This window comes from Mucilaginibacter sp. (assembly GCF_028288105.1).
In the GTDB taxonomy this organism is placed as follows: Bacteria; Bacteroidota; Bacteroidia; order Sphingobacteriales; family Sphingobacteriaceae; genus Mucilaginibacter.
In genome coordinates, this window is sequence record NZ_JAQBOI010000303.1 from 1 (window position 1) to 8,773 (window position 8,773).

The 8,773-nt window shown below is 40.6% G+C and carries 12 protein-coding genes; 11 read left to right on the plus strand and 1 reads right to left on the minus strand.

The annotated features are described in order from the left end of the window. The first annotated feature begins 99 nt into the window (after positions 1-99). The 9 genes from JWQ85_RS20190 (at position 100) to JWQ85_RS20230 (ending at position 6,212) form a co-directional block, all read left to right on the plus strand. A complete protein-coding gene (locus tag JWQ85_RS20190) occupies positions 100-1,185 on the plus strand; it encodes a Glu/Leu/Phe/Val dehydrogenase (protein ID WP_299471214.1) in 1,086 nt (361 codons plus the stop codon). Positions 1,186-1,230: 45 nt separating this feature from the next. Further along, complete coding sequence (gene nusB, locus JWQ85_RS20195; RefSeq protein WP_299471216.1) at positions 1,231-2,178, plus strand: transcription antitermination factor NusB; 948 nt, start codon at positions 1,231-1,233, stop codon at positions 2,176-2,178. A gap of 6 nt (positions 2,179-2,184) precedes the next feature. Then, positions 2,185-2,625, plus strand: coding sequence for a DUF1573 domain-containing protein (locus JWQ85_RS20200; RefSeq protein ID WP_299471217.1), 441 nt, complete (start codon positions 2,185-2,187; stop codon positions 2,623-2,625). Positions 2,626-2,639: 14 nt separating this feature from the next. Further along, positions 2,640-2,966: a preprotein translocase subunit YajC gene (gene yajC, locus JWQ85_RS20205; protein ID WP_299471218.1), complete on the plus strand. Its 327-nt coding sequence runs from the start codon at positions 2,640-2,642 to the stop codon at positions 2,964-2,966. 125 nt (positions 2,967-3,091) lie between these two features. Further along, the gene (locus tag JWQ85_RS20210) at positions 3,092-4,039 is read left to right on the plus strand and encodes a CdaR family protein (protein WP_299471220.1); all 948 of its coding nucleotides are present in this window, start codon (positions 3,092-3,094) and stop codon (positions 4,037-4,039) included. After that, positions 4,039-4,638, plus strand: coding sequence for a dephospho-CoA kinase (gene coaE, locus JWQ85_RS20215; RefSeq protein WP_299471222.1), 600 nt, complete (start codon positions 4,039-4,041; stop codon positions 4,636-4,638). Before JWQ85_RS20210 ends, coaE begins: the two co-directional genes overlap by 1 nt. Then, positions 4,638-5,576, plus strand: a complete 939-nt coding sequence (locus JWQ85_RS20220; RefSeq protein ID WP_299471224.1) for an MBL fold metallo-hydrolase — start codon at positions 4,638-4,640, stop codon at positions 5,574-5,576. Before coaE ends, JWQ85_RS20220 begins: the two co-directional genes overlap by 1 nt. After that, complete coding sequence (locus tag JWQ85_RS20225; protein WP_299471225.1) at positions 5,576-5,737, plus strand: DUF5522 domain-containing protein; 162 nt, start codon at positions 5,576-5,578, stop codon at positions 5,735-5,737. Before JWQ85_RS20220 ends, JWQ85_RS20225 begins: the two co-directional genes overlap by 1 nt. Positions 5,738-5,762: 25 nt before the next feature. Beyond that, positions 5,763-6,212 carry a MarR family transcriptional regulator gene (locus tag JWQ85_RS20230; RefSeq protein WP_299471227.1) on the plus strand — a complete coding sequence of 150 codons (450 nt, stop codon included), beginning with the start codon at positions 5,763-5,765 and terminating at the stop codon, positions 6,210-6,212. Between the two features lie 184 nt (positions 6,213-6,396). On the opposite strand, the gene JWQ85_RS20235 is transcribed toward JWQ85_RS20230, so the two are convergent. Further along, on the minus strand, positions 6,397-6,966 hold the full coding sequence (locus JWQ85_RS20235) for a phosphatase PAP2 family protein (RefSeq protein WP_299471228.1): 570 nt from the start codon (positions 6,964-6,966) through the stop codon (positions 6,397-6,399). A 133-nt stretch (positions 6,967-7,099) separates the two neighbouring features. Between JWQ85_RS20235 and glmM the strand changes: the two genes are divergently transcribed. Both glmM and JWQ85_RS20245 read left to right on the plus strand, forming a co-directional pair. Further along, complete coding sequence (glmM, locus tag JWQ85_RS20240; protein WP_299471230.1) at positions 7,100-8,488, plus strand: phosphoglucosamine mutase; 1,389 nt, start codon at positions 7,100-7,102, stop codon at positions 8,486-8,488. Between the two features lie 86 nt (positions 8,489-8,574). After that, positions 8,575-8,773: aminotransferase class V-fold PLP-dependent enzyme (locus JWQ85_RS20245; protein WP_299471231.1), on the plus strand; the 199-nt coding region annotated here is incomplete at its 3' end.

The following is an 8,773-nucleotide window of genomic DNA, read 5'->3' on the forward strand; positions in this document are numbered from 1 at the left end:
TTTTGTTCTTTACTCCTTCATCACTAACTAAACTTTGCCACAAGGAAAAAAACCTTTAGTTTTGCAGTGCTAATAAAAATTACATTGCACGTACCCCAAATGCTTGTTCAACAACCAACCGATAGTATTTTTACCCAGCTTGATACATTTGGACACAAAAAAGTTGTGTTTTGCAGTGACCCTGATACAGGCTTAAGGGCAATCATAGCTATACATGATACCACACTTGGCCCGGCTTTTGGCAGTACACGTATGTGGGCTTACAAAACTGAAGGTGATGCATTAAACGATGTTTTACGGCTTTCAAAAAGCATGACCTACAAATGCGCTATTGCAGGGCTAAACATGGGCGGCGGTTATTCGGTTATTATTGGCGACGCGCACAAGGATAAAACCGAAGCGCTGATGCGCAAATTTGGCCGGTTTGTAAAAAATTTGAACGGTGAGTTTATTACCTCTGAAGATGTAGGGACAAACCCGCGCGATATGGAATACATCCGTATGGAAACCCAGTATGTAACCGGCATTCCAGAGAGCTTAGGTGGCAGCGGCGACCCTTCGCCAATTGCAGCAAAAGGCGTATATATGGGTATAAAAGCCTGTGTTAGGGAGCAGTTTGGCAACGATAGCCTTACCGGTAAATCGGTAATTGTGCAGGGTATAGGCCATGTTGGCGAAAACCTGGTGAAGTTGCTGCGCGATGAGAACGCTAAAGTGTATATTAGTGATATTAACGACGAGCGTACCCGCCAGGTATCAAAAAAATACGGTGCCGAAGCAGTATCTAACAATTCGATATTTGATATTGATGCTGATATTTATTCGCCCTGTGCTTTAGGGGCCACTATTAATACCGAAACTATTAAAAAAATTAAGTGCGGTATTATTGCGGGCTCTGCAAACAACCAATTGCAGGATGAGCATGTGCATGGAGAAATGTTATTAGAAAAAGGAATACTATTTGCGCCCGATTACGTTATTAACGCGGGTGGTATTATTAATTGTTACTCGGAACTGATGGGCTTTAGCAAAAAACGCACCCTGCAGCTTACCGAAAATATTTATGAAGCAACCCGGAATGTTTTAAAACTTTCTAAGCTTGAAAACCTTTCTACAACAGATGCAGCAAACAAAATTGCCGAAAAACGTATTGCAGATATTAAAAAAGTAAAATCAACCTATTAAATTTATCATAGGCGCGCTTTAGGCGTACCATAATCGTTCTTACAAATGTTAAACAGAAGGCACCTACGGGTAAAAGTGTTACAGTCGCTGTACGCGTTCCATCAATCGGATACAAGAGATATTAAAGCGCATGAAAAAAACCTGCTTCACAGCATAGACCAGGTTTTTGAAATGTATATATGGATGCTATCGCTGATAAGCGAGGTAATTGATTATACAGAAATTGATGCCGAGGAAAGGGCCCACAAACACTTACCTACCGCGGATGACCTTAACGCAAGTGTTAAAATATTAAGCAACCGTTTTATCGTGTCGCTTAAAGATAACAGGGATTATCTTATTGCCCTTAAAAAGTATAAAGTTGAGTGGTCGTTTGATCCTGAACTGGCAAAATCTTTATTCTTCACGCTTAAAAACTCACCTGAGTATGCCGAATATCTGGCAAAAACGGATGATACCCTACAAACTGATAAAGACATTATTAAGTTCATCTTTAAAAAGGTGATCCTGAAATCGTCATTGGCTGAGCAGGTTTTTGAAGATAAATTTATTTACTGGCCGGTTGACCGCGAGGTTTTACAAGCCCTGATAGCCAAAACATTCAAGAATTTTTCATCGGATAATTATGCCGAAAACAAACTTGCCGATATTAGCGGTAACTGGGTTGAAGACAGGGAATTTGTTGTAAACCTGTTTGAGCAAAGCATCCGCCATGATGCGGCCTACCAGGAACTTATCGCCCAGAAAACCCAAAATTGGGAGCCTGATCGTATTGCCATGATGGATACTTTGTTAATGAAAATGGCTATCGTAGAATTTATTAATTTTACATCTATCCCGGTAAAAGTTACTATTAACGAGTACCTGGAGATATCAAAAGAGTTTAGCACCCCTAAAAGTAATTCATTTATAAACGGTATATTAGACAAGATTTTATTTGAACTTAAAGCCCAGAATAAAATAAAGAAAATAGGCAGGGGATTAATAGAATAACAACCAATGAAAAAACTGTTTTTATGTACAATTATTGCGGGTTTGCTTTTTACAGCCTGCAACCAATCAAGCCAAAACGCTACAGCAGCCGTTGCTGATGCCGGAAACGTAAGCGCAACCAACGCGCCTGTAATGAAGTTTGAAAAAGAAACTCATGATTTTGGGAAGATCAAAGAAGGCGATAAGGTTACTTACGAATTTAAGTTTACCAACACAGGTAAATCGCCGTTGATTATTAAAGATGCAATTGCAACATGCGGCTGTACAAAACCCGAATGGCCAAAATCGCCCATACAACCAGGTGCCGATGGTGCAATTAAAGTTACTTTTAACAGTGCAGGTAAAATGGGCTTACAAGATAAGCAGATCACAATTACAGGCAATACTGTACCGGCGCAAAGCATGGTGCACTTAATTGGCGAAGTAACAACAAGTACTACAAAATAATATAAATTAGAAAAATGATAGCAACAGTTTTATTACAGGCCGGCGGTGGCCTTGGCGTTCAGCAATTGATTATGTTTGGTGCAATTGCCGTAGTATTTTATTTTTTCATGATCCGCCCGCAAATGAAAAAACAAAAAGATCAGAAGAAATACGTAGAAGAACTTAAAAAAGGTGATAAAATAATTACAACTGCCGGTATACACGGTAGAATATTTGAAGTAGCCGAGACAACTTTTTTAATTGAAGTTGAAGGTGGTACTAAAATACGTTTTGATAAATCGGCTGTATCGTTAGAGGCTTCAAAAGCGCTAAATACACCGGCTCCTACGGCTAAAAGCTAAAAAGCTCAAGGCTAAAAGCCGAAAGCCCGAGACATACAAATGAATTATAAAAGCGGAAAGCTTGAGTTGAGATTTAATTTCACTTCGGGTTTTCTGCTTTTCGCTTTCTGCATTAAGCATAAAATATGGCAATTATTAAATTATCTGCAATTGAGCGCCGGCGGTTATCAGCTTTTATTACCTGCCTGGTGTTTGCCATATTTGCATGGTTGTTTACTACGCTTTCTAACCCTTATAAGTTTACCATCAAGCAGGTTTTAACGTTCAGGAACGCTCCACAGAAACGTGCTTTTCATCCCTTGCAGTCAGATACCGTTAACGCCATAGTGCAGGGCACGGGCTGGCAAATGTTGTTCTCCAAACTTAACGAGGATAAAAAAGTGGTAAGCGTTGACCTGCATACCCTTGATAGCAAAAATTATGTGGTATTAAGTACCCAGCTAAAGCAAATTAACGCCAAGAAGGATGTTGAGCATGAAATTATCGCCATTAACCCCGATACATTGTTTTTTGATTTTAGTAACCGCGCTATAAAGAAAGTACCTGTAGAGCTGGTAACGGCTATAAAATATCAAAAGCAATTTGCCCAATCAGATGATATAGCTGTTATGCCCAAGTACGTTACCATTAGCGGCCCGGCCGAGGTGTTAAATAAGATCACTTCATGGAAAACAGATTCAATAAAATTGAACGAAGCTAATGAAGATTTTAACTCGCGGATAAACCTGCGAGGGGTTAAAGAGGGTAATTTGAATATAGTACCAAAAAGTGTTATTGTAAATATCCCAATTGACGAATACACCGAGAAAACCATTGAGGTGCCGGTAAAACTGATAAACAATCATAATTATTATGATGTAAAGGTTTTCCCGCAAAAAGTGAGGGTTACCTTTACCACATCATTAAATAACTATCCCGATTTAAACGAGGATGATTTTGAAGCAGTTGCCGATCTGGAACTATGGCGTCACAATGGCTATAGTGTATTGCCTGTAAAAGTTACCCGCTTACCATCATACAGTAAAGTGGTTAAAATAGAGCCACAAAATATTGATTTTATTATAAAAAAGTAATGTTTAAAGTAGGTATCACGGGCAATATAGGCAGTGGCAAAACAACTGTTTGCAAAATATTTGAAATATTGGGTATCCCGGTTTTTTATGCTGATGACGAAGCCAAAAAGGTAATGATTGAGGATGATGTGCTTATTGCCGGTATAAAACAAGCATTTGGCAAGGAAGCCTATTTTGAAGACGGTGCCCTTAACCGTAAGCACATTGCCGGTATTGTATTTAATAATAAAGAAGAGTTACTTAAGCTGAATGCCCTTGTTCATCCGGCTGTTTTCAGGGCGTTTGATAAATGGGTTATCAATCAAAAAAATGTGCCCTATGTTTTGAAGGAGGCTGCTTTATTGTTTGAAAGCGATTCGTATAAAATGTGCGACAGATCTGTATTGGTTACCGCGCCTTTAGATATCCGCATACAACGTGTTACCCAACGTGATGGCATAACTGCCGACGAAGTAAAAAGCCGCAACGATCGCCAGTTTAGCGAAGAAAAAAAGCTGGCCACGGCTAATGATGTAATAATTAATGACGATACACAACTGGTTATTCCGCAGATAATGAAACTGCATGAGTTGTACCTGTCTCTTGCCGAAACCAAATAATGATACTTGACGATTTTATTGCTTTTAATACTAATGGCCTTTATTGCCGTTACGGAGATTTTTACCTTGATCCGCAGCTACCTGTGGATAAAGCTGTAATATCCCACGCCCATGCAGATCATGCTAAAAGCGGCAATATTAATGTTTACGCCACCGAAGCCACTTATGCCTTTATGCAGTTACGCTATGGCAAAGGCGCAGCTAAAGTAAGCTATACAGCTACATACAACGCGCCTTTCACTATTGGCGATGTACAGATAACCTTTATCCCCGCGGGGCATATGCCGGGCTCTGCGCAGGTGCTTATGGAATATAAAGGCACACGATATTTGTATACGGGCGATTATAAACTACAGCCGGATACTACCTGCGAACCTTTTGAGTTTGTAAAAACAGATGTGCTGATAACAGAAAGCACCTTTGCCGACCCCAACACATCACACCCTGACCCGGTTGAAGAGATTAAAAAACTGAATGACATTAAAATAAACATCCTGCTTGGGGCTTATAGTCTGGGTAAAAGCCAGCGCCTTATTAGGATGATAAACGATTATGCGCCGCAAAAAAAGATACTGGTGCATCACCGTATAATGCCCATTAACGCCATTTACCAAAAAATGGGCTTTGATTTAGGGACCCACCAGATGTATGGCCGCAAGTTAATGAAGGAGCAGCTGGAATATGTGTACATAGTGCCGCCGTTTACTTTTGACAGTTATTTGAGGGCAACAGGGGTTAAGCGCTTGTTTGCTTCGGGTTGGAAGAACCTGCAGGTGAATGCCCAGGATACCCTTTTTATATCTGACCATGCCGACTGGAACGATATAATAAAAACCATTGAACAGGCTGAACCCCAGCAGATATGGACACTGCATGGCAACGGCACACATTTAAAAAAACATTTTAATAATGATATTTTTGTGAAATTGCTTAGCTGATGCTACAAGAAAACATCGACTATTATATAAATGAAGATGGTAATTTCGTTTTTACGAAGGAATATCATTTAAAGCGCGGTTATTGCTGTAAAAATAAATGCCTGCATTGCCCGTGGAATTATGGTAGGGAGAAGCAAGACGGACAAACAAAAAATAAATAGATTATATTTGCAGGATATTTAAATCATGGGAATAGAGGAAGATATAAAAAGCACAAATTTTGAAGATATTTACCATAAAGCGGTAATTAATCTTAACTACACGTACGGTTGGATCAATAACTATATGCGTCCGGAATTTGAGCGTTATAAACTTACCCAGCAACAGTTTAATATCCTGAGAATTCTACGCGGCCAATTGCCCAAGCCTGCAACCGTAAACCTGTTAAAGGATAGGATGATAGACAAGATGTCTGACGCGTCGCGCATTGTTGACCGCCTGGTGCAAAAAGGCCTGGTATCGCGCTGCACAAACTCCCGCGACCGCCGCGCTGTTGATATCCGCATCAGCGAAGAAGGCTTAGAGATCCTAAAAAAAATGGATGCCTGCTTTAAAACAAAAGATCTTTTTAAACAAAACCTAACCGAAGAAGAAGCTGGTCAGCTAAGCGATCTGCTGGATAAGATGCGAGGATAAATTAGAGAATCAAGACTTTTAGAATCAAGAGTCAAGAAGAAAAGATATATCAGGTGCTTGTTTGCAAGTACCTTTTTTGTTTTTAAACTCCAGAGGAGTTACCTGTTTATAGCTATCAATTCAAAGTAAAAATGCTCCGTAGGTGCATCCTGAAATATTTCATTTTAGCCTTCGCGCGAAACAATCATGCTTTAAACGAAGGGATAAATCTCCTAAACCCAATCGCAAACATCACCCCAACTAAACTGCCATAAATTGCCCCGCCGGTAACATCCAGCGGATAATGTACGCCTACATAAACTTGGGCAAAACATATAATGGCCGCCCATAAAATTGTTACGGGTAATACCCATCGCCAGCGTTTAAAAAACATAAAGCTTAAAAACGCGGCTATGGCAAAATGGTCTGTAGCATGGGTAGATGGGAAGCTGTAACCTGTTCCGCATGCAACCCGGCTAATGTCGGTTTGGGCCGTTATAGGGTCGCGGCAGGGGCGAAGTCGGCTTATATTTGGCTTAATTATACTGGCGCTGCTATAATCGGCAAAGCCAACAGCAAGCGCTAAAAAAACAACCAGTATAGTGCCCTGTCTTTTATAGCGCCAAATGCAAAATGTAATGATGAACAGATAAAGCGGGATCCAGAATTTTGGGTTACGCATCAGGGGCATCAACCAGTCGAAAAATGTATTTGACAGATCGTGATTGATGAAGTAAAATAAATGCCGGTCAAAGTTTAGCAGGAAATCGGGCATTGGCTTTTATAGGTAATGCTTAGTGTTCTCAACAGTGGGTAAATATAGCTAATAAATTAACGCTTAAAAGTACACGAATTTTACATTGCTATCGCTTAATATTTCTATTTTTGCAGCTTAACATCTATACGTTTTGACACTCATAAAATCAATTTCGGGCATCAGGGGAACCATAGGCGGCGCAGCTGGCGACGGACTAACCCCATTAGACATTGTTAAATTCACATCTGCGTACGGTAGCTGGGCTGTAAAAAGAACAGGTATTAAAAAGATAGTTTTGGGCCGTGATGCCCGCTTATCAGGCAGTATGGTAAATAACCTGGTTATAGGCACGCTGCAAGGTTTGGGTATTGATGTGATAGACTTAGGCCTATCTACCACGCCAACTGTTGAAGTAGCCGTACCTGATGAAAAAGCAGCGGGGGGTATTATCCTAACCGCCAGCCATAACCCAAAACAATGGAACGCTTTAAAGCTGCTTAACGAAAAAGGCGAGTTTATTAGCGACATTGATGGTAAAGAAGTTTTAGAGATTGCCGAAAACAGCGATTTTATATATGCCGATGTGAATGATCTGGGTAAGCTTATCAATGATGATAGCTACCTGCAAAAACACATCGATAAAGTATTGGCGCTTCCTTTAGTGGATGTTGCCGCTATCAAAAAAGCCAACTTTAAAGTGGCTATTGACTGCGTAAACTCTACAGGGGGTATTTTTGTACCTGCATTGTTAAGGGCGCTGGGCGTAGAGGTTATCCACGAGCTTTATTGCGAGCCTGACGGTCACTTCCCGCACAACCCGGAGCCGTTACCAGAGAATCTGGTTGCGTTATCGCAGGAGGTTTTAAAAACCAAATCTGACCTGGGTATAGCCGTTGACCCCGATGTTGACCGCCTTTGCTTTGTTTGTGAAGATGGCAGTATGTTTGGTGAGGAGTACACCCTTGTAGCTGTTGCCGACTATGTATTGAAAAATACAAAAGGTAATGCGGTTTCTAACCTGTCGTCAACCCGTGCCCTGCGCGATGTTACTGAAAGTGCCGGTGGTGAATACTATGCAGCAGCAGTAGGCGAGGTAAACGTGGTGAACAAAATGAAAGAGGTTAACGCTATTATAGGTGGCGAAGGCAATGGCGGGGTTATTTACCCCGAGTTGCATTACGGCCGCGATGCTTTGGTAGGTATAGCCTTATTCCTTACTCATTTAGCCAATTACGGCAAGCCTGTTTCAGTATTAAGGGCATCATACCCAAGCTATTTTATCTCGAAAAATAAAATTACACTTACACCAGAGATGGATATTGACGCGTTACTGTTAAAGGTTGAAGAAAAATACCAGAAACAGCCGCACTCTACTATTGATGGTTTAAAAATAGAGTTCGATAAAGAGTGGGTACATTTGCGTAAATCAAATACCGAACCTATTATCCGCATCTACTCTGAAGGGAATTCAGAAACCGTTGCAGATAACCTGGCCAATAAGATAATAACAGATATAAAAGAAATATTACAGCTTACTTAATTAGTGAAGGACTGAATTAGTGATTGGAAAACCCAGTCATTAATTCACTAACTCACTAATTCGCTAACTCACTAATTGCTACTACTATGCGTGTTTACTTTGACAATGCCGCCACTACAGCCCTTGACCCAGAAGTTTTAAAGGAAATGTACAAGGTGATGGAAAACCAGTTTGGTAACCCTTCATCCATACATTCGCATGGGCGCGAGGTGCGTACGTTAATAGAACGTTCACGCAAAACAATAGCTGGTTTGTTGCATACATCGCCTGCCGAGATCTTTTTTA

What these genes read in the sequence shown, in the direction of transcription:
- JWQ85_RS20190 (WP_299471214.1), top strand. Translation starts at nt 100, where the DNA reads ATGCTTGTTCAACAACCAACCGATAGTATTTTTACCCAGCTTGATACA.
- nusB (WP_299471216.1), top strand. Translation starts at nt 1,231, where the DNA reads ATGTTAAACAGAAGGCACCTACGGGTAAAAGTGTTACAGTCGCTGTAC.
- JWQ85_RS20200 (WP_299471217.1), top strand. Translation starts at nt 2,185, where the DNA reads ATGAAAAAACTGTTTTTATGTACAATTATTGCGGGTTTGCTTTTTACA.
- yajC (WP_299471218.1), top strand. Translation starts at nt 2,640, where the DNA reads ATGATAGCAACAGTTTTATTACAGGCCGGCGGTGGCCTTGGCGTTCAG.
- JWQ85_RS20210 (WP_299471220.1), top strand. Translation starts at nt 3,092, where the DNA reads ATGGCAATTATTAAATTATCTGCAATTGAGCGCCGGCGGTTATCAGCT.
- coaE (WP_299471222.1), top strand. Translation starts at nt 4,039, where the DNA reads ATGTTTAAAGTAGGTATCACGGGCAATATAGGCAGTGGCAAAACAACT.
- JWQ85_RS20220 (WP_299471224.1), top strand. Translation starts at nt 4,638, where the DNA reads ATGATACTTGACGATTTTATTGCTTTTAATACTAATGGCCTTTATTGC.
- JWQ85_RS20225 (WP_299471225.1), top strand. Translation starts at nt 5,576, where the DNA reads ATGCTACAAGAAAACATCGACTATTATATAAATGAAGATGGTAATTTC.
- JWQ85_RS20230 (WP_299471227.1), top strand. Translation starts at nt 5,763, where the DNA reads ATGGGAATAGAGGAAGATATAAAAAGCACAAATTTTGAAGATATTTAC.
- JWQ85_RS20235 (WP_299471228.1), bottom strand. Translation starts at nt 6,966, where the DNA reads ATGCCCGATTTCCTGCTAAACTTTGACCGGCATTTATTTTACTTCATC.